Annotated in this window: 1 protein-coding gene; it reads left to right on the top strand. The window is 42.2% G+C overall.

All coding sequences use genetic code 11. From position 1 onward, the window contains the following. Positions 1–28 precede the first annotated feature (28 nt). Complete coding sequence (bioD, locus tag HC175_RS15795) at positions 29–658, top strand: dethiobiotin synthase (protein WP_168139389.1); 630 nt, start codon at positions 29–31, stop codon at positions 656–658. The last annotated feature ends 72 nt before the right edge of the window (positions 659–730 follow it).

The raw sequence follows: 730 nt of genomic DNA, 5'->3' as shown, positions 1-730 counted from the left end.
GCGAATTGTAATAATAAATTTAAACAAGATGAACCTTAAATATTTTATCACCGGAATTGGGACCGAAGTAGGTAAAACTATCGCCGCGGCCATTGTAACAGAAGCTCTCGAAGCAGATTACTGGAAACCAATACAGGCAGGCGACCTGCAAAATTCCGATCCTCATAAGATCAAAAGCCTGGTCACGAACAAAAAAACTGTCTTTCACGAAAATGCCTATGCACTAAAAACGCCCATGAGCCCTCATGCTGCGGCAGAGATCGATAATGTAAAGATCAGGGTTTCAGAAATCGAGGAGCCTGCAACCAACAATCATCTTGTCATCGAAGGAGCCGGCGGATTGCTGGTCCCTCTGAATGAAGTAGAAACCATTGCCGATCTTATACAACCTAATCACCGGGTGATCCTGGTGTCAAGGCATTACCTGGGCAGTATCAATCATACCTTGTTGACTATTGAAGCGCTAAGAGCAAGAGATCTCAATTGCTTCGGAATCATTTTTAGCGGGGAGGAGCATCCTTCTTCAGAAAAGATCATTGCTGAAATGTCGGCAGTAAACATTATCGGAAGAATCGATCAGGAGCCATATATTGACAGAAATGTTATTTTAGAATATGCTGATAAATTCAGAAATACATTAACGGAAAATGAAGACTGAAACACATACCCTTTCACAGAGAGATAAAAAACACCTGTGGCATCCTTTGACCCAGCACAAACTAGCAGGAGA

The sequence above is a fragment of the Salinimicrobium oceani genome (assembly GCF_012037645.1).
Note: the sequence above shows the minus strand (reverse complement) of the source record. Positions and strands in the feature narration are given on the sequence as shown.

Excerpts from the sequence above, each read along its gene's own strand:
- bioD (WP_168139389.1), top strand. The coding sequence starts at position 29 with ATGAACCTTAAATATTTTATCACCGGAATTGGGACCGAAGTAGGTAAA.